The 21680-nt window shown below is 66.7% G+C and carries 21 protein-coding genes; 2 read left to right on the forward strand and 19 right to left on the reverse strand.

What is annotated here, in order from left to right:
- Positions 1-84: 84 nt before the first annotated feature.
- Complete coding sequence (locus ACXAD2_RS03235; protein ID WP_475166816.1) at positions 85-1518, forward strand: aminotransferase class V-fold PLP-dependent enzyme; 1434 nt, start codon at positions 85-87, stop codon at positions 1516-1518.
- Positions 1519-1753: 235 nt separating this feature from the next.
- Here ACXAD2_RS03235 and ACXAD2_RS03240 read toward each other — a convergent pair whose 3' ends face one another.
- The 9 genes from ACXAD2_RS03240 to ACXAD2_RS03280 all read right to left on the reverse strand — a co-directional run bounded on the left by ACXAD2_RS03240 (position 1754) and on the right by ACXAD2_RS03280 (position 9423).
- Complete coding sequence (locus ACXAD2_RS03240) at positions 1754-2215, reverse strand: Lrp/AsnC family transcriptional regulator (protein ID WP_475166818.1); 462 nt, start codon at positions 2213-2215, stop codon at positions 1754-1756.
- A 62-nt stretch (positions 2216-2277) separates the two neighbouring features.
- On the reverse strand, positions 2278-3222 hold the full coding sequence (locus ACXAD2_RS03245; RefSeq protein ID WP_475166819.1) for a LysR family transcriptional regulator: 945 nt from the start codon (positions 3220-3222) through the stop codon (positions 2278-2280).
- Positions 3219-3872 carry an aspartate/glutamate racemase family protein gene (locus tag ACXAD2_RS03250; RefSeq protein WP_475166822.1) on the reverse strand — a complete coding sequence of 218 codons (654 nt, stop codon included), beginning with the start codon at positions 3870-3872 and terminating at the stop codon, positions 3219-3221. Before ACXAD2_RS03250 ends, ACXAD2_RS03245 begins: the two co-directional genes overlap by 4 nt.
- Positions 3872-5326: a dihydropyrimidinase gene (gene hydA, locus ACXAD2_RS03255; protein WP_066111783.1), complete on the reverse strand. Its 1455-nt coding sequence runs from the start codon at positions 5324-5326 to the stop codon at positions 3872-3874. The genes ACXAD2_RS03250 and hydA overlap by 1 nt, the downstream gene beginning before the upstream one ends.
- Positions 5327-5436: 110 nt before the next feature.
- Positions 5437-6363, reverse strand: coding sequence for an N-carbamoyl-D-amino-acid hydrolase (locus tag ACXAD2_RS03260; RefSeq protein ID WP_475166825.1), 927 nt, complete (start codon positions 6361-6363; stop codon positions 5437-5439).
- A 22-nt stretch (positions 6364-6385) separates the two neighbouring features.
- Positions 6386-7054, reverse strand: a complete 669-nt coding sequence (locus tag ACXAD2_RS03265; RefSeq protein ID WP_066111787.1) for an amino acid ABC transporter permease — start codon at positions 7052-7054, stop codon at positions 6386-6388.
- 10 nt (positions 7055-7064) lie between these two features.
- Positions 7065-7733 carry an amino acid ABC transporter permease gene (locus ACXAD2_RS03270; RefSeq protein WP_224905400.1) on the reverse strand — a complete coding sequence of 223 codons (669 nt, stop codon included), beginning with the start codon at positions 7731-7733 and terminating at the stop codon, positions 7065-7067.
- Positions 7730-8470, reverse strand: a complete 741-nt coding sequence (locus tag ACXAD2_RS03275) for an amino acid ABC transporter ATP-binding protein (protein WP_066111793.1) — start codon at positions 8468-8470, stop codon at positions 7730-7732. Before ACXAD2_RS03275 ends, ACXAD2_RS03270 begins: the two co-directional genes overlap by 4 nt.
- Positions 8471-8589: 119 nt before the next feature.
- Positions 8590-9423 carry a transporter substrate-binding domain-containing protein gene (locus tag ACXAD2_RS03280; RefSeq protein WP_224905402.1) on the reverse strand — a complete coding sequence of 278 codons (834 nt, stop codon included), beginning with the start codon at positions 9421-9423 and terminating at the stop codon, positions 8590-8592.
- Between the two features lie 392 nt (positions 9424-9815).
- On the opposite strand from ACXAD2_RS03280, the gene ACXAD2_RS03285 reads away from it, so the two are divergent.
- Positions 9816-10229 (forward strand): VOC family protein, encoded by a 414-nt coding sequence (locus tag ACXAD2_RS03285; protein ID WP_224905404.1) that lies wholly within the window; start codon positions 9816-9818, stop codon positions 10227-10229.
- A gap of 73 nt (positions 10230-10302) precedes the next feature.
- On the opposite strand, the gene ACXAD2_RS03290 is transcribed toward ACXAD2_RS03285, so the two are convergent.
- The 10 genes from ACXAD2_RS03290 to ACXAD2_RS03335 all read right to left on the reverse strand — a co-directional run bounded on the left by ACXAD2_RS03290 (position 10303) and on the right by ACXAD2_RS03335 (position 21660).
- On the reverse strand, positions 10303-11112 hold the full coding sequence (locus ACXAD2_RS03290; protein ID WP_475166833.1) for a metallophosphoesterase family protein: 810 nt from the start codon (positions 11110-11112) through the stop codon (positions 10303-10305).
- A 77-nt stretch (positions 11113-11189) separates the two neighbouring features.
- The gene (locus ACXAD2_RS03295; protein WP_475166838.1) at positions 11190-11522 is read right to left on the reverse strand and encodes a RidA family protein; all 333 of its coding nucleotides are present in this window, start codon (positions 11520-11522) and stop codon (positions 11190-11192) included.
- A 14-nt stretch (positions 11523-11536) separates the two neighbouring features.
- Positions 11537-13030, reverse strand: a complete 1494-nt coding sequence (locus ACXAD2_RS03300) for an amidase (protein WP_475166842.1) — start codon at positions 13028-13030, stop codon at positions 11537-11539.
- Entirely contained in the window at positions 13027-14346 is a 1320-nt protein-coding gene (locus ACXAD2_RS03305) for a D-serine ammonia-lyase (protein ID WP_475166845.1), read from the reverse strand. Before ACXAD2_RS03305 ends, ACXAD2_RS03300 begins: the two co-directional genes overlap by 4 nt.
- The gene (locus ACXAD2_RS03310) at positions 14343-15155 is read right to left on the reverse strand and encodes a sulfite exporter TauE/SafE family protein (protein ID WP_475166848.1); all 813 of its coding nucleotides are present in this window, start codon (positions 15153-15155) and stop codon (positions 14343-14345) included. Before ACXAD2_RS03310 ends, ACXAD2_RS03305 begins: the two co-directional genes overlap by 4 nt.
- A gap of 2 nt (positions 15156-15157) precedes the next feature.
- Positions 15158-16546 carry a M20 family metallopeptidase gene (locus ACXAD2_RS03315; protein ID WP_475166850.1) on the reverse strand — a complete coding sequence of 463 codons (1389 nt, stop codon included), beginning with the start codon at positions 16544-16546 and terminating at the stop codon, positions 15158-15160.
- A 24-nt stretch (positions 16547-16570) separates the two neighbouring features.
- Positions 16571-18142: a gamma-glutamyltransferase gene (locus tag ACXAD2_RS03320; RefSeq protein ID WP_475166854.1), complete on the reverse strand. Its 1572-nt coding sequence runs from the start codon at positions 18140-18142 to the stop codon at positions 16571-16573.
- Entirely contained in the window at positions 18139-19803 is a 1665-nt protein-coding gene (locus ACXAD2_RS03325) for an ABC transporter ATP-binding protein (protein ID WP_475166858.1), read from the reverse strand. Before ACXAD2_RS03325 ends, ACXAD2_RS03320 begins: the two co-directional genes overlap by 4 nt.
- A complete protein-coding gene (locus ACXAD2_RS03330) occupies positions 19803-20693 on the reverse strand; it encodes an ABC transporter permease (protein WP_412094036.1) in 891 nt (296 codons plus the stop codon). The genes ACXAD2_RS03325 and ACXAD2_RS03330 overlap by 1 nt, the downstream gene beginning before the upstream one ends.
- Before the next feature lie 49 nt (positions 20694-20742).
- Positions 20743-21660 carry an ABC transporter permease gene (locus tag ACXAD2_RS03335; protein ID WP_066111818.1) on the reverse strand — a complete coding sequence of 306 codons (918 nt, stop codon included), beginning with the start codon at positions 21658-21660 and terminating at the stop codon, positions 20743-20745.
- Between the last annotated feature and the right edge of the window lie 20 nt (positions 21661-21680).

Here is a 21680-nt window from a genome sequence, read left to right on the forward strand (position 1 = left end):
TCGGCTCCCTGTTGGTAGCCTCTGCGCAGCGCGTCACTGCGCCATCAGCCCTCTCCCAGACCCACAAGACCAAAGAGACCTCCCATGCCCCTCCCCGATCCCGCCGCCCTGCTGTCCTCGTTCCGCGCGTCGCTGCCCGCGGCGCCCCAGATGGGGCAAGATTTGGTGGGCAAGGGCGCGATGATCGACGGGCCGTTCGGTCCCAAGCCGCTGGTCTACGCCGATTACGTGGCTTCGGGGCGGGCCCTGCGGACGCTCGAGATGTTCATGCTCGAGCAGGTGCTGCCTTATTATGCCAACAGCCACACCGAGGCGTCTTTCTGCGGCGGCTATATGACCCGGCTGCGCGCCGCCGCCCGCGCCACGATCGCTGCCCATTGCGGCGCCAGCGCCGAGGCGCATGCGGTGATCTTTGCAGGCAGTGGCGCCACGGCGGGGATCAACCGGCTGGTGCGTCTGCTGGGCGCCGATCAGGGCCGGGTGAAAGTGATCATCGGCCCCTATGAGCATCACTCCAACATCCTGCCGTGGCGCGAGAGCGGCGCGGAGGTGGTCGAGCTGCCCGAGGATCCGCGCGGCGGCCCCGATCTTGCGGCGCTGGACGCGGCGCTTGCCGATGCCCCGGCCTACAATCGGGTGATCTGCGCCTTCTCGGCGGCGTCGAATGTCTCGGGGATCATCGCCGATGTGGAAGGGCTGACGGCGCGGGTCAAGGCGGCGGGCGCGCTGATGGTCTGGGATTACGCCGGCGGCGGGCCTTACCTGCCGATGGGTATGACGCCCGGCGGCACCGAGATCGACGCGCTGGTGTTCTCGCCGCATAAGTTCATCGGCGGGCCGGGCGCTTCGGGCGTGCTGGTGCTGCGCCGCGATGCGGTGGTCTCGGACCGGCCCACATGGGTCGGCGGCGGCACCGTGCGCTTCGTGTCGTCCGAGGGGCATGAGTATTCGGCCGCGCTGGAAGCGCGCGAAGAGGCGGGCACGCCCAATGTCGTCGGCGACATCCGCGCGGCGCTGGCGGTGATCGTCAAGGAAGAGATCGGCGCGTCCTACATGGCGCAGCGCAATGCCGAGTTGGCCGCCCGCGCCATCGCCGCATGGCAGGGCGAGCCGGGGATCGAGCTGCTCGGCAACACCGAGCCCGCGCGCATCCCGGTGCTGTCCTTCCGCCTTCGCGACCCGCGCGGTGGCTACATCCACCAGCAGCTGGCGACCAAGATGCTGAGCGACCGTTTCGGCATTCAGGCCCGCGGTGGCTGCGCCTGCGCCGGACCCTATGTGCTGCGCCTGCTGGGCTATGACGCGCAGAGCGCCGCCGATGTGCGGGACCGTATCCTGTCGGGGCATGAGCTGGAAAAGCCCGGTTTCGTGCGGCTCAATCTGTCGGTGCTGATGAGCGAGGCCGAGGTCGACTTCATCCTGCAGAGCGTCGCGACGCTGTCGCGCGATGCGGTGGCCCATGTGGACGGCTATGAGGTCGACGCCGGAAGGGCGATCTTCTCGGCCAGCGCGGCGTAAGATAGATGCGCTGATGCGCCCGGAATCAAGGCCGAAGGCCGCCGGGCGAGCGGTCGTTCATTGTGGCGCCATCGGTTCAAGCCCGATGGACGACGCCGTCCCGGCGGGCTGGCGCTTTGTCATCCTCGCACGGCAGAAGGAGGTCGTGCAGATTTGGCCGGGATAAAGTGCTGACCTCAATCGCCCCGGCGCCATCCCACGGGCCAGCGCTCGCCCGGCTCCCATCCGTCTTGCCTCAGGCGTAGTCCAGCGGCAGCTCGGTGCTCGACTTGATCGTCTCCATGGCGAACATCGAAGAGACGTCGTGGATCTCCACCTTGTCGATCAGCCGCTGGTAAACCCGGTCGTAGGTGGCGATGTCCGGCACCACGACGCGCAGCATGTAATCAGTCTCGCCCGCCAGCCGGAAGATGTCGACGATCTCGGGGATGCTCTCGGCGGCTTTGACGAAGGCCCGCGCCCATTCGCGGCTGTGCTGGTTGGTGCGGATCGCCATGAAGACCGACACGCCGACGTTGAGCTTCTCTTCGTCCAGCAGCACCACGCGGCGTTTGAAATAGCCGCGCTCCTCGAGCTTGCGGATGCGGCGCCAGCAGGGGGTAGTGGTCAGCCCGATCTCGGCGGCGATCTCGGCCACCGCCATCTCGGAGTTGCGCTGCAGAAGGGAGAGTATCTTGCGATCGTAGGAATTGAGCATGAGATTGCGCCTGTCAGGTCGTTCTGCGCAATCCTATCCCAGCCCGTGGCGCATTGGTAGCATCACGCCTTCTGAGGCGGTTCGGCAATCAGCAGGTCGCTGTCGGCAAAGGCGGCGCGCAGGTCCGACATGAAGCTGTGCAGCAGCCCGGAGTAGGGCACGCCGCGGCGGGTATACATCACCGCTTTCACCTCGCAGGCGGGCAGGAAGGGTTTGCACACCAGCCCGTCGGAGGCATGGGTGGTGGCCGAATAGGGATCGACCACGGTCACCCCGAGGTGCTGCGCGGCCAGCGCCGTGGCGGTGGCGCAATAGCGCACCTCGATGCGCGGCGCGTAGGTGGCGCCGACCTGCTCATAGGCCTTGCGCACCAATTGCCCGAGGTTCGAGGCGGTCTCCAGCCCGACCAGCGGCTGATCCTGCAGATCGAGCGCGGTGAGATGCGGCTTGGCGGCGAGCGCGCTGTCCTTGGGCACCAGCGCGACCATATGCGCGCGCTGCAGCACATCGACGTTCACCGCAGGCTGACGGTCGTGGTCGATGGCGAGGCCGATGTCGGCCTGCCCGCTCTGCACCGCGTCCTTGACCTGTTCGAGCCGCCGCACGTCGAAAGCGACCGAGACGTCGGGGCGCGCGTCGAGAAAGCGGCGCAACGCGACCGGGGCCACGGAATAGCCAAGCGGCGGGGTGGCGATCACCTTGAGGCGACCGGCCATGCCCAGCTTCATGTCACGGGCGCGCTGCGAGAAGCCGCGCATCAGGCTGAACACCGGGCGGATCTCGTCGTAGAGCGATTTCGCCTCGGCGGTGGGCTGCAGGCGGCGGCCGGTGCGTTCGAACAGCGTCAGACCCAGCTGCAATTCCAGCTGCCGTAGCCCGGCAGAGACCGCGGGCTGCGAGATGCGCAGCTGTTCCGCAGCCTCGACCGTGGTGGCGCAGCGCATCATCGCGGCAAAGATCTCGAGCAGCCGCAGCGAGACCTCCGGCAGCCCGTCGACGCTGCTCATTCAGGCGCCCCGACCAGACCCAGCGCCATGGCGGCGCCTGCCTGCACCGGGTCGATCACCGCGATGCCAATGTCGCGTTCCAGCTTGGCGCGGATCGGCGCCATGCCAGCGCAGCCCAGCACCACCGCGCCCGCGCCTTTCTCGGCCAGTTCGCGGCCAAGGGTGACGCACGTGCCATAGACCTGCGGGTCGCGGCCCGAGGCTTCGGCGGAGACGCCGGGCAGGGCCAGTTCAGCGGCGAGGCGGCTTTCGACGCCCATGGCGCGGATCTTCACCCGGTGGCGGGCGACCGAGCCGGGGGCAAGCGCGATGATGCCAAAGAGATCGGCGCGCGCCATGGCGGTGAGGATGCCCGCCTCCTGCACGCCGATCACCGGCTGTTTGACCAGCGTCCGGGTGAGCTCGACGCCCGGATCCGAGAAACAGGCCGAGACATAGGCCGCCGCATCGGGCCGCGCCTGCGCCGCTTCGGCAAACCCGAGCCCGGCGCGGGCCACGTCTTCGGCGGTCATGATCGTCGCCGGAGAGGCGGGCAGATCGGTGACCTCAAAGGCCGGGCCCTGCGCGGGGGCGAGATGCGCGATGGCCTCTCGGATGCCCTGCGTGACGCTGGCGGCGGAGTTGGGGTTGATGATCAGGATCGGGCCCATCAGCGCAACACCGCGCCGAAGTTCTGCGAAGGATCAAGCTCCTTGGCGGTGTAGCCGGGCTTGCCGCGCAGATCGACCGGCTGGCGAGCGACGAAACGGCCCTGACCCTCTTTGGCCTTCAGCTCGCCATGCTCGACGATCACCGCGCCGCGGTTCATCACCACCTCGGGCTTGCCGGTGATCTCCATGCCTTCGAAGGGCGTGTAATCCATGTTGTCGTGCTGGTCGGCGGCGGTGACGGTGACGCGCTCTTCGGGGTTCCAGATGGCGATATCGGCATCCATGCCCGGCGCGATCCGGCCCTTGGTGGCGCAGCCGAAGGTCTTGGCGGCATTGGTGGACGAAAGCGCCACGAACTGCTCGAGCGTGATGCGGCCCTTCACCACCCCTTCAGAGAAGAGATAGGGCAGGCGCGCGGCGATGCCGGGCATGCCGTTGGCGATCTTGGGGTAGGGAATATCCTTGCCGTTCAGGAACTTGCCGGTCTCGTCGAAACGGTAGGGCGCGTGGTCCGAGCTGACGCTCTCGAAGGTGCCCTGCGCGATGTGGTGCCAGAGCGCGTCTTGCGTCTGCGCGTCGCGCAGCGGCGGCGAGCAGATGTATTTCGCGCCTTCCATGCCGGGGCGGTCGAGGTCTTGGCGGGTGAGCGCGAGATACTGCGGACAGGTCTCGGCGAAGAGCTTGGCGCCGTTGAATTTTTCGCGCCGGACGATCTCGGCGCCGCCTTCGGTCGAGACGTGCACGATGAACAGCGGCGCATCCACCAGCTTGGCCAGCTGAATGGCGCGGTTGATCGCCTCCTGCTCGGCCAGTTCGGGGCGCGAGACGGCGTGATACTTGGGCGCGGTGAGGCCCTTGTCCGCCAACTGGCGGTTCATCCATTTGACCATGTCGTTGTTCTCGGCATGGACCATGGTGATCGCGCCGTGCTCGCGCGCGACGGTCAGGATGTCGAGCATGCCGCCGTCGCCAAGGTTCATCAGGTCATAGGTCATGAAGACCTTGAAGGAGGTGATGCCGCGGGCGAAGGCGCGGGGCAGCTGGTCTTCCAGAACCTCGGGCTTCGGGTCGGAGATGATCAGGTGGTACGAATAGTCGATCACCGAGCGCGCGGCGCGGGCGTCATAGGTGGCAATGACGTCATCGACCGACTGGCCGCGCTGCTGCGCCGCGAAGGGGATGAACGACGAGTTGCCGCCATAGGCCGCCGAGATGGAGCCCGAAAGGTAATCGTCCGCGGTCATCACGCCAGAAGAGCTTTCCTGCGCGATATGGGCATGCGCCTCGATGCCGCCGGGCATGACGATGCGCCCGCCCGCGTCGATCCGGCGCTCGCCCCCGGCGAGGGTTTCAGCCACCGCGACGATGCGGCCATCCTTGATGCCGATGTCGCCCTTGGCCGTGTAATCGGCGGTCGCGATCATGCCGCCGTGGATCACCGTATCGAATTGCATCTGATCTCTCCTTGCGTGCCGCCGCTGGCGGCCTATCCGTCTGTCCCCGCGGGGACGGGCGCCGGGACAGGGCCCCGGCGCGCTTGTTATAATCCGGTGTTATTCCGGTCTTATTCCGGCACTTTCACGCCGGTCTGCTCGGCGATCAGCCCATAGTGCTCGATCCGGCGGTGCGCCGCGAAGTTGAACACGGTGGACTTGCCGAAGTCGCATTTGGCGAAATCCGCCTCATGCACGATCAGCTCGTCGCCTTCGCCTTCCGCCTTTGCCACGACGAAGCCGTCGGGGTCCACGATGATCGAGCCGGCGAACATGTGGTTGCCGTCTTCCATGCCGCATTTGGCCACGGCCACGGCATAGGTCGAGTTCTGGTAAGCACCCGCGCAGACCGAGAGTTCGTGGTGATACATGCGCCGCTCGATGCCTTCCTCGGCCGAGAGGTTGTTCTGGCTGGGCGTGTTGTAGCCGATGGTCACCAGCTGCACGCCCTGCAGGCCCAGCACGCGCCAAGTCTCGGGCCAGCGGCGGTCGTTGCAGATCGCCATGCCCATGACCACGCCTTGGTTCTTGACGACGTTGAAACCGGTGTCGCCGGGCAGGAAGTAGCGCTTTTCAAGGTGCTGGTGGGTGCGCTCGGGCTCAAACTCGGAATGGCCGGGCAGGTGGGTCTTGCGGTACTTCAGCACGATCTCGCCCTCGGGGGAGACGATGATCGAGGTGTTGAAATGCTCGCCCTCGGGGGTCAGCTCGCAATAGCCGAAGGTGAAGCCCATGCCGTATTCGCGCGCCTTGTCAAAGAGCGGCTGCACGGCGGCGTTGGGCATCTGGCTTTCGAACCAATGGTCGAACTCGGCGCGGTCCTCGACGTAGAAGCGCGGGAAGAAGGTGGTCAGCGTCATCTCGGGGTAGACGAGGTATTTCACACCCTTCTCGTGAGCCTGCTCCATCAGGGCGACCATCCGGGCGACGACCTCTTCGCGGGTCTCGTCCTTCTGGATGCCGCCGATCTGGGCGCCGCCGATAATCATCTTCGTCATGGGAGTTTCCTTTCAGGGACGTTCAGTGCACCGCCAGCCCGCGCTGGTACCGAGAGATCAGGCGCACGAGCGGCCAGAGGATCGCGAGGTAGATCAGCGCAGCGAGGATGAGCGGCGAGGAGTTATAGGTGACCGAGCGGGCCATATTGGCCGAGTAGAGCAGCTCGGAAAGGGAGACGACCGAGGCGAGCGACGTGAGCTTCACCACCTCGACGGTGTTCGAAAGCAGGTCGGGCAGCACGTTGCGCACGGCCTGCGGCAGGATCACATAGACCTGCGTCTGAGCTTGGCTGAGGCCCGTGGCGCGGGCGGCTTCGGTCTGGCCCTTGGGCACCGATTGGATACCCGCGCGGAACACCTCGGCGAAATAGGCCGAGTTGTTGAGGAAGAAGGCGATGACCACCGCGAGGAAGGGGCTCAGTTCCAGCCCCGCAAAGGGCAGGCCCGAGTAGACGAAGATCAGCAGCACCAGCGGCGGCACCGCGCGAAAGAGGTCGATGAACCCCACCGAGGGCCATTTCAGCCAGCGCCGCGGCGACAGCGCGCCAAGGGCAAGGAAGAGCCCGCCGATGAGGCCCAGCCCGATGACCACCGCGCAGAGTTTCAGCGTGATGATCAGACCCTTGAGCAGCAGCGGCCAGGCCTGACCCATGATGTCGAGGTTGAAGAAGAGGTCGATGAAATTGCTCATGATGCGCCCCTTACACAGACCAAGCGTAGCGCTTCTCGAGGAGGCGCGAGAGGATGACCACCGGCAGGAAGATCGCGAGATAGGCGAGCGCGGCCATGGTCAGCGGCGTGGCCGAGCCCGAGAAGCTCTGTGCCGAGGAAGACACGGCGAGGATTTCCTTCACCCCGATCACCGAGCCGAGCGCGGTCATCTTGGTGATCGCCAGCGCGCGGTTGACCAGCGGCGGGATGCCAAGGCGGATGGCCTGCGGCAGCGCGATCTCGAACAGCGTCTGCGCAAAGCTGAGGCCCGTGGCGCGCCCGGCTTCCCATTGGCCCTTGGAGACGGCGGTGAGACCAGCCCAGAAAATCTCTTCGGCGAAGGCGGCGAGCACGCCGCCCAGCACGAGGATCAGAACCATCGGGCCGGACAGGTTGATGCCGAGGCCGGGCAGGCCGAAGTAGAAGATCAGGATCACGACGAGCGGCGGCAGGGCGCGGCCGATGTCGGCAAAGGCGACGATGGGAATGTTGAGATACCAGCGGCCCAGCGTGCGCAGGCAGGCCAGCGCCAGCCCCAGCAGCAGACCGCCCACCACGATCACAACGCTCAGCCAGAGCGTGGTGACGATGGCCGAGGCGAGGTCCGGCAGGTATTTCGCCATCACCGCGCCGTTGAAGAATGTCTCGATAAATCTCATGCGGCGCTCGTCGGATGCAGGCGGGAGAGGAAGGCGCGCAGCCGGTCGGACTTGGGGTTGCCGAAGATCTCGTCGGGGGTGCCCGCCTCGACCACCACGCCGCCGTCCATGAAGACCACGCGGTCAGCGGCCTCACGGGCGAAGTCCATCTCGTGGCTGACCACGACCATGGTCATGCCCTCGTCGCGCAGCTGTTTCATCACCTTCAGCACCGAGCCCACCAGTTCGGGATCGAGCGCCGAGGTCGGCTCGTCGAACAGCATGACCTTGGGATCGAGCGCCAGCGCGCGGGCGATGGCGACGCGCTGCTGCTGGCCGCCCGACAGTTCGGTCGGCATGGCATCGGCCTTATGCGCCAGCCCGACGTGTTCGAGCATCTCCATGGCGCGGGCCTTGGCCTCGGGCTTGGAGCGTTTCAGCGCCTTGACCTGCGCCAGCATGACGTTCGCCAGCACCGATTTGTGCGGGTAGAGGTGGAAGCCCTGAAACACCATGCCGATCTTCAGCCGCATCTTGTCGAGCGCGCGTCCGTGGCAGTCGGTGACATGTTCTCCGTCGAGCAGGATGCTGCCCGAGGTCGGCTCTTCGAGCCGGTTGCAGCAGCGCAGCATGGTGGATTTGCCCGACCCCGAGGGGCCGATCACGAAGACCAGTTCGCCCGGTTTCACGCTCAGGTCGATGGAGGTCAGAACCTGCGTGTCGCCAAAGCTCTTCTCGAGCTGGTTGATCTCGAGCATCGGTCTTTGGTGGACCTTGGCAGAAGAGGAAGAGGGGGCTGCGTGCATGCGTAAACTTTCGATGAACGGGCGGGACGGCGGGCGCCCCGCCCGGAGATGTCAGGGAGCGGTGTCAGCGATCAGAAGTCGCAGGAGACCTCATGTTCGGCTTCGTCGTAGCCGTCGAAACCGGGGGTGCCGTAGCCGGGGGTCGGGGTGACGATGGTGGTGCCCTCGGTGGGGGTCACGCCGAACCATTTTTCCGACAGGGCGACCATGGTGCCATCGGTCTTGAGGCATTCCAGCACGGCGTCGATCTTGTTGCGGGTTTCCACGTCGTCCTTGCGGAACGGGAAGGCCCAGACGAGGCCGGTGGGGTATTCGTAGCTAAGATCGATGCGCGGGTTTTGCTTCGCTGCCCATGCCGAAACGGTGGCACCGGCAAGGTTGGCGTCGGCGCGGCCGGTGGCCACGGCTTCGACCGCATCGGTGTTGGTGCCATAGGCGACGACTTCCCAGCCGTATTCCTCGGCCTTCTCGGTCAGGAAGGATTCATAGACCGAGCCTTTGTTGACCGCGATGGTCTTGCCCTTGAAGGCGTCGAGCCCCTCCATCGCCTCTGTCCCCGCGGGGACAGTGAAGGCAAAGTTGGTGTCCATGAAGCCCTCGGAGAAGAGCAGGTTCGACGCGCGCTCTTCGGTGACGGTGGTCGGGGCGACGAGGAAGTCGTAGGTGCCCGCCTGCAGCGCCGGGATCAGCCCCGAGAACTGCGCCGCGGTCACATCGACCTCGGTGCCGAGCTTTTCGCCGATGGCCGCTGCCAGATCGACGTTGAAACCCTCGACACCGCCCGACAGGCTGGGCATGGCGTGGGGGGCGAAGGTGCCGTCGAGAGCGACCTTATAGCCTTCGGCAGAAGCGGGGATCGCCAGCGCGGCGAAGGCTGCGGAAAGAAGGAAACCGGTTCGTTTCATGAGGAGCTCCGTGTTGGGTTGGTTTGTTTTTGCTGTGATCCGGGGGAGGCTCGGATGTGTTCAAAAAGACGGCGGACCCGGGGGAGAGCAATAGAAATGAAGATTATACTGATAGTATAATTATAAACAGGGATTATATATCGGCGCGGAATGGCCGCGTGCCCGCGGGCTGCTGCGCGAGGGGCTCCTGACCCTAAGTAATTGGTCTAGTTCGGACAATCGCATTCCCCCGCGGCAGGCGCAGGGCGCTGCGGCGGGGTCACGCGGGGCGCTGCAGCGCTTCAGGGCTCGCCGATCCGGCCCTTTACGATGCCCGCGGATTGAGCAATCCATGCCCCATCGTGCGCCCGGGCTGGGGTCCGGCGCTGTCCCGGCAACCGGAGTATTCCTTTATGAAATCCCTCTTCCACCTCGCGATTCACGTCACAGACCTCGACGAGACCCGCGCCTTCTACGGCGACGTTCTGGGCTGCGAGGAAGGCCGCTCGACCGACACTTGGGTCGATTTCGACTTCTTCGGCCACCAGCTGTCGCTGCACCTCGGCGAGCCCTTCCCGGTGACCCGCACCGGCAAGGTCGGCGAGCATATGGTGATGATGCCCCACATGGGTGCGGTGCTGCGGCTCGACGACTGGAAGGCGCTGGCGGCGCGGCTGCAGGAGAAGGGCATCGCGTTCGACATCCCGCCGGTGATCCGCTTCGAAGGTGAGCCGGGTGAGCAGCGGACCATGTTCTTCTTCGATCCCTCGGGCAACCCGATCGAGATCAAGGGCTTTGCCGATTTCGACGGCCTCTTCGCCTCCTGATCCGCAAGTCCCTGAAACGAGAGCCCCCGGCCAGCTGGTCGGGGGCTTTTTCATGCGCCGGCCGTTGCGTCGCTCAGAGGTCCTTCAGCAGATCATAGGTCGCCGAGCCGCGCCGCAGCGTGTCGACCCCGGCGCGCAGCAGGCTGCGCTGGGTCGGGCTGAGTTCGACGCTCGGCTGCCAGACCTCGGCGCGGCCCAGCCCCTTCACCCGCACGCCGTTGGGCAGCACGCTTTCGTACGACAGGTGATGGTGGCCGTGCACGATCAGCCCCGCGCCCATGTCGCCGGCCAGCCGGTCGATGAAGGAGAAGCCGTGGCGGTTGCAGCTTGGCGCCTCGTGGCTGACCAGCACATCGGCGCGCCGCAGCCCGAGCTTGGCCACATCCGAGGGGAAGATCGTGCTGCGGTGGCGGCGCGGCAGGCCGCCTCTGTGCAGGGCGGAGGGGTGGCTGGCGGCGATCATATCCTCGGGCGAATGCACCTGCGCCGGGCCTCTGCCATCCCAGACCCGGCCCCGCACCACGCCGCCCAGCCCGGCGATCGCGGTGCCCATGCCGGTGGCCTGCACCACCTTGCCGTCGAGCAGGTTGCCCGGCATCTCGTCATGCAAAAGATCGCAGATCTCGTCGGTTTCCGTGTCGTGATTGCCCGAGATCGTCCACCATTTGATGCCGCGCGCGCGCACGTCCTGCAGCGCGCGGCGGGCAGTCTCGACCTGCGCCGGATCTTTCGCGGCATCGGCCAGATCGCCAAGGATGATCACCTCTTTGGTCTCGGGTCCGAGCGCCTTCAGCAGCGGATCCCAGCGGCCATGCGGATCGCCATAGAACAGCACCCCTTCGAGCAGGAGAGCCCATTCGGACTGGTTGAGATCATCTTGCATGGCAGGTCCTTCCGGCGGCAGTGATCCAGCTAGACCACGCAGCCGCCGGGAATGCAAACCTGCCCCAGAGGCGGGGATCAGCCCTCGGCGATCACCGTGATCTCGACCTTGGCGTCGATCATCAGCGCGCAGCCGATGGTGGTGCGCACCGGGTAGGGCTCGGGGAACATCTCGGCATAGACCTTGTTGAAGGCCGGGAAATCCGCCGGATCGGTCAGGTAGCAGGTCGCCGACATGACGTGCGACAGGTCGAGCCCTTCCTTGGCCAGCGTCGCCTTGATGTTCTCGATACACTGGCGCGTCTGCGCCTCGATGCCGTCGGGGATTTTGCTGTCCGGCCCGAAGCCGAGCTCGCCCGACAGATAGAGGGTGCTGCCAGAGCGGCGGGTCTTGGAAAGGGGTATGCTCATGAGATTTCCTTGGATCAGTCGAAGGTGAGAAAGCCGGGCGCGTCCGACAGCTTCGGCGCCTTGGCCAGTGCTGCGATGTCGGGTGCGCGCGGGGCGAGATCGGAGAGGCCAGCGATCACCGCCTCAAGCTCTGCCGCCACCGCCAGCACGCCCAGATCGTCGTGCCGCTTGCCGATGATCTGCAGCCCGAAGGGCATGCCATTGGCATCCGTCCCGCAGGGGATGGTGATCGAGGGATGGCCCGCGATGGTCGAGGCATAGGCCATGGCGAGCCAATGGTAATAACTCTTGGTCGGCACGCCGTCGATCTGCGTGGGATAGAGCTCGTGCCAGTCGCGCGGCGAGATGCAGACCGCCGGAGACAGCAGATAGTCGGTGGTCTCGAAGAAGGCTTGCCAGTCGCGGTAAAAACGCGCCTGCCCAAAGATCGCCTGCGCCACATCCTCGGCGGAATAGCTGCGGCCCTCGGCGACATTGTCGCGGACGTTGGGGCCGACCAGTTCGGGCTGTTCGTCCACCAGTTTCGCATGCACCCCAAGGAATTGCACTGCGCGCAGCACCGAGAAGATGCGGTCGGCGTCGCTGCAGTCGGGGGTGGCGTCCTCGACCTGCCCGAAGAAGGGCGCCAGCTGCGGCATGATCTTGCGGAAGTGGTCGCGGATGAGGCTCTCGGTCGGGGCAAATCCGAAATCCTCGGTCACCGCGATCTTCAGCGACGACAGATCGCGGCGCGGCAGATTGGCAAAATCACCGGCGGACCAGAGCGTCTTGCCGTCCATCACCGTGGTGAAAGGATCATTGCGGTCGGGACGCGCGAGCACCGAGAGCATCAGCGCGCAATCGGCCACGTTGCGGGCCATCGGGCCGGAGGTGGGCAGCGGGATCAGCCCTGCCGCGCGGGTGTTGCCGGGAACCACGCCGGGGCTGGGGCGATAGCCGACGATGCCGCAAAAGGCCGCCGGGTTGCGCAGGCTGCCGCCGGTGTCCGAGCCGGTGGCGAGCGGGGCATAGCCGCAGGCCAGCGCCACCGCCGAGCCGCCCGAGGATCCGGCGCAGCTGCGGGTGATGTCATGCGGGTTGGCCGTCACCCCGTAGACGCGGTTGCGGGTGTTGGCCCCGGCGCTCCATTCGGGGTTGTTGGTCTTGCCCATGGGAAAGCCACCCGCCGCGCGCATGGCGGCGACGATGGCGTCATCCTTGGTGGCGATATTGTCCTTGAACGCCTCGGAACCGAAGGTGGTGGGCAGGCCGGTGACGTCGATCATGTCCTTCACGCCGAAGGGCAGCCCGTGCAGCGCCCCCAGTTCCTTGCCAGCGGTCACATCCGCTTCGGCCTGTTTCGCGGCCTTGCGCAGCCCGTCGAAATCGCGGGCGATCAGCGCGTTGACGGCGGGGTCCACCGCTTCGACGCGGGCGATGCAGGCCTCGGCCAGTTCCACCGGCGACAGCTGCCTGCGGGCGATCAGGCTGCGCGCCTCGATGGCCCCGAGGTCGGCGGGATTGGTCATGACGAAACTCCTTTCAGATCGAAGCGCGGGCCGAGCGCGCGGCCCTTCGCGACAAAACCTTGATACTGCTCCTCGGGCACGAATGCGCCGCCGGTGGTCCAGATCACATGCACCGCGCGCGCCGGATCAACGGTGGGCATATGCATGGCCCTAAAGGCGCGGCCCTCATGGGTGTTCATCAGCATCTGCGGCCCGCCAAAGCCCGAGGCGGCCGAGGGCTCCAGCCGCAGCCCCTTGGTCTCGGCCAGCGCGAGCCAGCGGAAGAGATCATCGTCGCCGACGGTGAAGACCCCCGCCAGCCGCCGCTGCGTCCGCTCGGCCACCAGTTGCGACATGGTGGCGACGGCCATGCCGTCGGCCTCGGTGCGGTTCGACAGGCCAAGCTCGTAGACCGAGGTTTCGCGGCCCCGCCCCTCGCGCATCTGCACGAGCGCCGAAGGGGCCTGCACCGGCTCGACAAAGAACGGGTGCACGTCGGGGCCAAAGACACCGCGCGCGCCATGGGCAATGCCGCCCGGCGCGCCGCCGATGCCGCAAGGCAGATAGAGGATCAGCGGACGGTCGGGGCCGATGGAAATACCCTGCTCGGCCAGTTGCTCCTTCAGTTCGGCGGCGGCGGCGCTGTAGCCCTTGAACAGCAGCAGCGAGTCCTCGTCGTCGACGAAATGGGTCAGCGGATCGCGCGCGGCGATCTCGCGGGCGGCGGCGACGGCCTGCGAATAATCGGTCTCATGCTGCACCACCTCGACGCCGAGGCTCTGCAGCCGCGCCACCTTCCACTCTTTGGCGTCATGCGACATATGCACCGTCGCCTTATACCCAAGCGCCCGCGCCGCGATGCCGACGCTTAGCCCGAGGTTGCCGGTGGAGCCGACGGCGATGCGGCGCTTGCCAAAGAAGGCGCGGGCGTCGTCGCCCGCGAGTTTCTCGATGTCCTCGCCATCATAGAGCAGCTCAGCGCCGCGCGCCTGACTGACGGCGATGCTGAGCACTTCGAAGACGCCGCCGCGTGCCTTGACCGACCCGGCGACGGGCAGCGCGTGGTCTCCCTTGACCAGCAGCGTGCCGTATTCGGGAGCATCGTAACCAAGCGCGGGGCGCAGATCGGCGATGTCGGTGAGGGCCGAGCGGATCACGCCCGAAGGTGCCAGTTCGGGCCAAAGCTCGGCCATCAGCGGCGCGAAACGAGCCCATGCGGCCTTGGCCCCCATGACGTCCGCCATGGCCTGCGGATCGGTCTGCGGGGCATAGCCCGGATTGGACCAAAGCACCGGCTCGGCGGCGCGCAGCCGCTGCAGGAGGGTCTCGTCGCTCATCCCATCAGCGCCTTGCGCAGCATGTTCCCGGCCAGCACCAGCACGGTCAGCGCGAAGACGAGCCGCAGCCGCGCGGGGCTGAGGCTATGTGCCAGCTTCACGCCGATCGGCACGGTCAGCAGCGAGGTCACCATGATCAGCAGCACCGCGGGCAGGTTGACGTAGCCCACCGTGCCCGGCGGCTTGCCGGTGATCTCCCAGCCGGTCAGCAGAAAGGCGATGAAGCCGGGGATCGAAATCAGCAGGCCGAAGCCGGGCGAGGTGCCCACGGCGCGATGCGGCGGCACGTTGTAGGCGGTCAGCAGCGGTACGGTGAAACTGCCGCCACCGATGCCCATCAGGGCCGAGAAAAAGCCGATGATGCTGCCATAGATCGCGCTGAGCCCGCGCCCCGGCAGCGTGTCCGACAGCCGCCAGCTTTTCTTGCCAAGCAGCATGTAAAGCCCGAGGCAGACGCCGACGATGCCGAAGACCAGCTGCAGCTGGTGGCTGCGCAGCACGGTGGCGGCCAGCACGCCCAGCACCGAGCCGATGGCGATGAACGGCCCCCATGTCTTGATCAGCTCGACGCTCACCGCGCCGCGCTTGTGGTGCGAGGTGACCGAGCGCAGCGATGTGACGATGATCGTGCCGGTGGAGGTGGCGACGCAGATCTGCATGAGTTGGTTCGGCTCATAGCCGAGCCCGGTGAAGACGTAATAGAAGGCGGGCACGAGGATGATCCCGCCGCCCACGCCAAGCAGCCCCGAGATGATCCCGGCCACCGCGCCGGCGGCGGCGATGACCGCGAAGAGGATGAGATATTCCATGCTCAGTCCTTCGGCGCGCCGTGCTCGGCGAGATCGCAAAACAGCCCGGTCATGCCGATCAGCGCCTGTTTCGAGAGCGGCTTCAGCACATGCTCGTTCGGGGCGTGCTGGCTGCAACCGGCATAGGAGTGGGGCACCCAGATGGTCGGCAGGTCCAGCACTTCGGCAAAGCAGTCATTGGGCAGCGAGCCGCCGAGGTTGGGCAGGATATGCGGGCTCTGGCCGGTGCTCTTTTGCAGCGAGGCCGCGGCGAAGCGCACCCAAGGGTGATCGGGGTCGAGCCGGGTCGCGGGGAAGGATCCGCGGTCGGCAGAGGTGATCTGAACCTGCTGGAAACCGTGCGTGTCGAGATGGCGGCGCAGCGCGGGCAGGATGTCGTCCACATCGGTGCCGACGACGAAGCGCAGCTGGCAGGTGGCGCGTGCCCAGCCCGCGATGGCGTTCACCGGCGCCTCGGGCACGCCCGAGATCATCGCCAGCACGGCAAAGCTGTTCCAGCCAAAGACGCGTTCGGACATGGTCAGGCTCTCTTCGCCCCAGTCCGGATCGAGCGCGATGCCCGATTTCACCTCTGGCAGCGCCGCCAGCACCTCGCGGATGCGCGGGGTCAGGCTGTCGGGGCGCCATTCGGGCACGTTGATCTGGCCGCGCCGGTCGGTGATGCAGGCCAGCGCATGGGCGAGGATGATCGCCGGGTCGGCCAGCAGGCCGCCGAAGTTGCCCGAGTGGTTGGCCCCCTCGCGCAGCTCGACCTTGAGATCGAACAGCGCTCCGCCGCGCGAGCCGGTGAAGATCGTCGGCGCGTCGGGCGACAGGCGCGGCCCGTCCGAGGCGATCAGCACATCGGCGGCCAGAAGCTCCTTGTGCTCTTCGCAGAAGGTCTTGAGACCGGGCGAGCCGTTCTCTTCGCCCATTTCGATCAGCACCTTGGCGTTGAACCCCAGCTTGCCCTGTGTCTCGATCAGCGCCGCCATGGCGCGCAGGTTGATCAGGTGCTGCACCTTGTTGTCCGCCGAGCCGCGACCATAGAGCCGGTCGCCCTCTTCGGTGAGCGTGAAGGGCTCCAGCCCCTCGCGCCACTGGCCCTCTTGCGCGCGGATCACATCGCCATGGCCATAGGTCAGCACCGTGGGCAGGCTCTCACCCTCGATGCGCTGGCCGACGAGCAGCGGGCCAGCGCCCTCTTGCGGGTTGTCGAAGATCTGGCAGGTAAAGCCCATCGCCTCCAGCATCGGGACCATCGCCTCGGTGAGATAGGCCATCAGATGCGGCGCGCCGCGCGGGTCCTGACTTTCGGTGGGGCGGGCGACCAGATCGGCAAGTTCGCTCTGGAAGCTGCCGCTGTCGAAATACTCGGTGATGGCCGCAAGGGCGGTGTCGCGGGGGGACATGGGGTCTCTTTCTTGCTTCGTCGGTCAGTCGGCAGCGATCCCGTCGCCCCAGGGCGAGAAGGTCTCGGTCGTGCCGGAATTGGTGGTGCCTTCGCGCAAGACCCCGGCGGGGCAGGCAAAGGCGAAGGGGAAGGGCAGGCGCTGGACCATGGCCAGCGGGTGCGCGGCGGCGAGCGCCTCGGTGACGGGGCCTTCGAGGCGTTCGTCGGCCACCACCTGCGCGCCGCCCGAGACGTCGATGCGCGGCGCTTCGATGGCCTCCTGCATGGACATGCCCTGCTCGATGATATGGCCCGAGATCTGCCCGACGGCGGGCATGATCTTGCGCCCGCCGCTGGCCCCGAGCGCAAAGCGCTTGCCGGGCGCTTCGCCGATCACCGGGCAGACGTTCATCAGGCAGCGTTTGCCGGGGGCGAGGGAGTTGGGCCCGCCCGGTGCGGGGTCAAACCACATGATGCCGTTGTTGAGCAGCATGCCGGTGGAGGGCGAGACCACGCGCGAGCCGAAGATCGACAGCAGCGTCTGGGTCATCGCGACCATGTTGCCGTGGCGGTCGACGATCGAGAAATGCGTGGTGCAACCGGGGGCCTTGGCCAATTCATGGTCGCCCATCCCCTCGAGCCGCGCGGCATAGGCGGCCTTGAGCGCCTCCGCGCGGGCCAGATGCGCCTTTGGCGCGGCGGCCTCGGCGGCATCATAGCCCTTGGTCCAGCCGGTGACGGCGTGGCTCAGCGTCGGTCCGGCGGTGAGGCCGGGCAGGGCAAAGAGCCGCCCGTCGCGGTAGGGGATCTCCAGCGGGTCGGACCATTGCGGCGCATAGGCCGCGAGATCGTCCATGGTCAGAAAGCCGCCCTTGGCGGTCACATCGCCCGACAGCATCGCGGCGATATCGCCCTTGTAGAAATCCTCTGCGCCCGCCTGCGCCAGCTGCTCCAGCGTGGCGGCGTGGCGCGACTGGTCGAGGCGGATGTCCGAAAGCGCCGTCCAGCCAGAGCCCTTGGGCCATTGCCCGTCTTCGAGGAACATGGCGGCGGCGTCCGGGTCCTGCGCAAGATCGCGCGCCGAGGAGGCGATGACCAGCGCCGCGTACCAGTCGACATGCAGGCCCTTCTTGGCGAAACCGATGGCGGGGGAGAGCAGGTCTTTCCACGGCATCCGGCCATAGCGCCCATGCGCGGCGGCGATGCCCGCGACGGTGCCGGGCACCGCGACCGACGAGCCGCCGATGACGTTGCGGTCCTCGACCACCGCGTCCCACGGGAAAAGGTCCGAGGCCTTGCCCGCGCCCGAGAGCGGATAATGCGCCGGATCGAGCGCGGCGGAACTGCGCATGCCATAGTTCAGCGCATGGGCGCGGCCCTCGTCCTCGCGCCAGATCATCATCGCGCCGCCGCCCATCGGGCCGGACATCCACGGCTCGAGCACACCGATGGCGAAGCTCACCGCCACGGCGGCGTCAAGCGCATCGCCGCCCGCCTTCAGAACCTCGGCCCCGGCCTTGGCCGCAAGCGCGTGCTGGGCTGCAACAACGCCGCCCGAAGTGGCGGTGACGCCGGGTTTGCGGGTGGTCTGCGACGGAGAGAACGAGCCGCTCATACCCGACCTCCCATGCCCATGACGCCGGTGGCGGGGGGCAGTTTCGACACGTCCGGCACGTCCCAATCCTGTCCGGGCTGCGCCGCGAGCAGTTTTTGCGTATAGGCATGGCTGGGGCTGCCAAAGACCTGATCGACCGAGCCGCGCTCGACGATCTCGCCCTGCTGCATGACGATGAGATTGTCACAGACCTGCGCCGCGACGCGCAGGTCATGGGTGATGAAGAGCACGGTCAGCCCCATCTTGTCGCGGATTTCATTGAGCAACTTGAGCACTTCCTTCTGCACCGACACGTCGAGCGCCGAGACCGCCTCGTCGGCGATCAGCACCTTGGGTTCGACCATCAGTGCGCGCGCAATGCAAATGCGTTGACGCTGACCGCCGGAAAATTGGTTGGGGTAGCGGTTGAGCGCGTCGGGATCGAGCCGCACGATCTTCATCAGCTCGCGGGCCTTTTCCATCGCCTCGGCGCGGTCGCGGCCAAAGTTCACCGGCCCTTCGACCAGCTGGTCGCCGATGGTGCGGCGCGGGTTGAGCGAGCCGTAGGGGTCTTGAAACACGATCTGGATCATCTTGCGGTAGGGATGCAGCGCGCGCTTGGAATAGGCGGCAATGTCGGTGCCCTCGACCCAGACATGGCCCGCGTCGGGGTCTTCCAGCCGGATCAGGCATTTGACCAGCGTCGACTTGCCCGAGCCGCTCTCGCCGACGATGCCCAGCGTCTCGCCGCGGCGCACGGCAAAGCCGACGTCCTTGCAGGCGTGCACGATGCGGCCGGGGCGGAACATGTTGCCCTTCACATGGTAGGTCTTTTCCAGCCCCTGCACCTTCAGCATCTCGACCCGCCCTTCGAGGCTGGGCTGCGCCGCGCGCTCGCGGCGCGGCACCGCGTCGATCAGCAGGCGGGTGTAGGGGTGCTGCGGGCGGTTGAGCACCTCTTCGGCGCTGCCCTGCTCGACGATGCGCCCGTGCTGCATGACCACCACCCGGTCGGCGATCTCGGCCACCACGTCGAAATCATGGGTGACGAACATGATGCCCGCCGAATGCTTTTCACGCAGCTCTTTCAGCAGGTGCAGGATCTGCGCCTGCGTCGAGAGATCAAGCGCGGTGGTCGGCTCGTCGGCGATCAGCAGCGCCGGGTCGAGCGCCAGCGCCATGGCGATCACGATGCGCTGCCGCTGCCCGCCCGAAAGCTGGTGCGGGTAGCTGGAGTAGATGCGCGCCGGATCGGGCAGTTGCACCTCGTCCAGCAGCTTGATCGTGCGGGCCTTGCGCTCGGCGGCGGGCAGGCTGGTGTGCTGCTCGAACATCTCTTCGATCTGGTTGCCGACCGTGTAGCAGGGATTCAGCGCCGACATCGGCTCCTGAAAGATCATCGCCATGCGCCGACCGCGCAGTTTCGAATGCTCGGACGGGGGCAGTTTCAGCAGGTCCTTGCCGTCAAAGATCACCTCGCCCGACGAGGGCACCAGCGCTTTCGGCAGCAGCCCCATGGTGGTGAAGGAGGTGATCGACTTGCCCGAGCCGGACTCGCCGACGATGCAGACGATCTCCTTGGGCATGATCTCGAGGCTCAGCCCCTCGACCGCGTGAGGCCGGTCGCCGCCCTTGGGCAGATCGACGGTGAGGTTGCGGATGGACAGGATGGGATCGGTCATCAGTTTCTGCCTTCGGGTGCGGTGACGTCGCGGATGCCGTCGCCAAGCATGTTGATCGACAGGACGAGGAAGAACAGCGCCACGCCGGGAATGGTGATGAGCCACGGCTCGAAGAGCAGCATTTCCTTGCCCTCCGAGATCATCAGCCCCCACGAGGGGGTGGGCGGCTGCACGCCAAGGCCAAGGAACGACAGCGCTGCTTCGAGGATGATGGCATGGGCCATCTCGAGCGTGAAAATCACGATCAGGTGGTTCATCACGTTGGGCAGGATGTCCTTCCACAGCACCCGCGGCAGCGACGCCCCCAGCACCTCGGCGGCGGCGACATACTCGAGCTTGCGCACCTGCATGGTGGCGGCGCGCAGCACCACGGCGAAACGGTCCCAGAGCAGCAGCCCCAGCACCGAGACCACCACCATCAGCGAGCCGCCGAAGAGCGCGACCACCGCCAGCGCCACCAGCACCACAGGCATGGCAAGGCGCACGTTGATCAGGAAGGTCACCGCCATGTCCACGCGGCCCCCGAAGTAGCCCGCGAGGATGCCCAGCACCGAGCCGATCAGCGCCGAGATGGTGGCAGCCAGCAGCCCGATCATCAGCGAGATGCGCGCGCCATAGGCCAGCCGGGCCCAGAAATCGCGGCCCAAGGCATCGGTGCCGAGCCAATGCGCCTCGTCGCCGCCCATGAAGACGGGCGGTTTCATGCGGGCCAAGAGGTCCTGATCATAGGGGCTGTAGCTGGTGAGCAGCGGCGCGCAGAGCGCGACGAAGATGATGATGCCCATCACCAGCGCGCCGAAGATCAGCCCGCGGTGACGCAGGGCGCGGCGCACCATCGCCTGACGGGGCGAGAGCGGGGCTTCCTTGGGGGCGGCGTTGGAGGCGGTCATGGCGGGGCTTTCGGATGCGGTCGTGTCGGTCATGTCGAGGCGCCTTCGGTCAGCCCACGCGCAGGCGCGGGTCCATCCACGCGTTCAGCACGTCGGCGAGGAAGGTGAACAGGATGTAGAACATGGAAAAGACGAGGATCAGCGCCTGCATCACCGGCAGGTCGTTGCGGCTGATGCTCTCCCACGCCAGATAGCCCGCGCCATGCAGGGCAAAGATCGACTCCACGACGATCGAGCCGCCCAGCATGAAGCCCATCTGCACCGCTGCGAGGCTGATCACCGGGATGATGGCGTTGCGCAGCGCGTGTTTGAACAGCACCTTGCGCGGCGCGAGACCCTTGGCGCGGGCGGTGCGGATGTAATCGGCGGACAGCACCTCGATCATCCCGGCGCGGGTCAGGCGCATGATCGCGGGCGTGGCGTAATAGCCCAGAACCACCGTGGGCAGGATGAAGTGTTTCCAGCCGTCCGAACCCGAGGCGGGCACGAGGCCGAGCTTGATCGAGAAGACCACGATCAGGATCAGCCCGAACCAGAACGAGGGGATCGCCTGACCCACCACCGAGATGAAGAGCGCGGCGCGGTCGATCAGCGAGTTCGGCCTCACCGCCGCCGCAACGCCCATCGGGATGGCGAGGATCAGCGCAAACGAGATCGCCAGCAGGCCCAGCGTCATGGTCACGCCAAGCCGGTCGCCGATGATCTCGGTGGTCGGCAGATCGAAATACCAAGAGCGCCCCAGATCGCCGCCCGCGGCAGAGACCAGCCAGTCGGCGTATTGCACCAGCACCGGGCGGTCGAAACCATAGCGTTCGGTGATCGCGGCGATGTCCTCGGCGGCGGCGTTCTCACCGGCGATCGAGATGGCCGGATCGCCCGCCATGAACAGCAGGCTGAAGCTGATCGCCGAGACGGTCAGCGCGACCAGCACCGCAAGACCGAGGCGTTTGAGGATATAGAGCAGCATGGGGTGTTCCTGTGGTCGGG

The sequence above is a fragment of the Salipiger sp. ABN3_019 genome (assembly GCF_056158605.1).

Coding starts and splice junctions, on each gene's coding strand:
- ACXAD2_RS03235 (WP_475166816.1), top strand. CDS start 85: ATGCCCCTCCCCGATCCCGCCGCCCTGCTGTCCTCGTTCCGCGCGTCG.
- ACXAD2_RS03240 (WP_475166818.1), bottom strand. CDS start 2,215: ATGCTCAATTCCTACGATCGCAAGATACTCTCCCTTCTGCAGCGCAAC.
- ACXAD2_RS03245 (WP_475166819.1), bottom strand. CDS start 3,222: ATGAGCAGCGTCGACGGGCTGCCGGAGGTCTCGCTGCGGCTGCTCGAG.
- ACXAD2_RS03250 (WP_475166822.1), bottom strand. CDS start 3,872: ATGGGCCCGATCCTGATCATCAACCCCAACTCCGCCGCCAGCGTCACG.
- hydA (WP_066111783.1), bottom strand. CDS start 5,326: ATGCAATTCGATACGGTGATCCACGGCGGCATGATCGCGACCGCCGAT.
- ACXAD2_RS03260 (WP_475166825.1), bottom strand. CDS start 6,363: ATGACGAAGATGATTATCGGCGGCGCCCAGATCGGCGGCATCCAGAAG.
- ACXAD2_RS03265 (WP_066111787.1), bottom strand. CDS start 7,054: ATGAGCAATTTCATCGACCTCTTCTTCAACCTCGACATCATGGGTCAG.
- ACXAD2_RS03270 (WP_224905400.1), bottom strand. CDS start 7,733: ATGAGATTTATCGAGACATTCTTCAACGGCGCGGTGATGGCGAAATAC.
- ACXAD2_RS03275 (WP_066111793.1), bottom strand. CDS start 8,470: ATGCTCGAGATCAACCAGCTCGAGAAGAGCTTTGGCGACACGCAGGTT.
- ACXAD2_RS03280 (WP_224905402.1), bottom strand. CDS start 9,423: ATGAAACGAACCGGTTTCCTTCTTTCCGCAGCCTTCGCCGCGCTGGCG.
- ACXAD2_RS03285 (WP_224905404.1), top strand. CDS start 9,816: ATGAAATCCCTCTTCCACCTCGCGATTCACGTCACAGACCTCGACGAG.
- ACXAD2_RS03290 (WP_475166833.1), bottom strand. CDS start 11,112: ATGCAAGATGATCTCAACCAGTCCGAATGGGCTCTCCTGCTCGAAGGG.
- ACXAD2_RS03295 (WP_475166838.1), bottom strand. CDS start 11,522: ATGAGCATACCCCTTTCCAAGACCCGCCGCTCTGGCAGCACCCTCTAT.
- ACXAD2_RS03300 (WP_475166842.1), bottom strand. CDS start 13,030: ATGACCAATCCCGCCGACCTCGGGGCCATCGAGGCGCGCAGCCTGATC.
- ACXAD2_RS03305 (WP_475166845.1), bottom strand. CDS start 14,346: ATGAGCGACGAGACCCTCCTGCAGCGGCTGCGCGCCGCCGAGCCGGTG.
- ACXAD2_RS03310 (WP_475166848.1), bottom strand. CDS start 15,155: ATGGAATATCTCATCCTCTTCGCGGTCATCGCCGCCGCCGGCGCGGTG.
- ACXAD2_RS03315 (WP_475166850.1), bottom strand. CDS start 16,546: ATGTCCCCCCGCGACACCGCCCTTGCGGCCATCACCGAGTATTTCGAC.
- ACXAD2_RS03320 (WP_475166854.1), bottom strand. CDS start 18,142: ATGAGCGGCTCGTTCTCTCCGTCGCAGACCACCCGCAAACCCGGCGTC.
- ACXAD2_RS03325 (WP_475166858.1), bottom strand. CDS start 19,803: ATGACCGATCCCATCCTGTCCATCCGCAACCTCACCGTCGATCTGCCC.
- ACXAD2_RS03330 (WP_412094036.1), bottom strand. CDS start 20,693: ATGACCGCCTCCAACGCCGCCCCCAAGGAAGCCCCGCTCTCGCCCCGT.
- ACXAD2_RS03335 (WP_066111818.1), bottom strand. CDS start 21,660: ATGCTGCTCTATATCCTCAAACGCCTCGGTCTTGCGGTGCTGGTCGCG.